This window comes from Gilvimarinus gilvus (assembly GCF_030518155.1).
GTDB lineage: Bacteria > Pseudomonadota > Gammaproteobacteria > Pseudomonadales > Cellvibrionaceae > Gilvimarinus > Gilvimarinus gilvus.
In genome coordinates this window covers 1-354 of sequence record NZ_JAULRU010000781.1, presented here as the reverse complement: position 1 = coordinate 354, position 354 = coordinate 1, and the positions used below count along the sequence as shown (strand labels likewise).

At 60.2% G+C, this 354-nt stretch carries 1 protein-coding gene; it reads right to left on the bottom strand.

From position 1 onward, the window contains the following. On the bottom strand, nt 1-354 hold a 354-nt coding region (locus QWI17_RS19585), incomplete at both ends, for an NAD-glutamate dehydrogenase domain-containing protein (protein ID WP_302724215.1).

Here is a 354-nt window from a genome sequence, read left to right as displayed (position 1 = left end):
GAATAGACGAATATCTCGAACTTGGGCACCGGCTTGGGCAGCTCGGGAATCAGCCGCGGGTTGAACTTGAAGCTGAAATACGACTTGTTCTGGCCGTTGGCGTCCGGTTGGTAGAAGTTGGTGCGCAGGGTGGCCTTGATCAGGTCCAGGTAGCGGCGCAGGATGCGGTCTTCGTTGAGTACCTGCACCTCGTCCAGCGCGGTCAGAATGGCCTGTTCCAGGCGCTGCTGCTTGTCGTCCAGGTCGTCCTGGGTCAGCTTGCGCGCCAGGTAGAAGCGGGTCTTGAACAGCCGGGTCAACTCACGGGCGATGTCGGTGTGGTTGTTCAGGGTGCTGGCGATGTAGCCAAGGTCG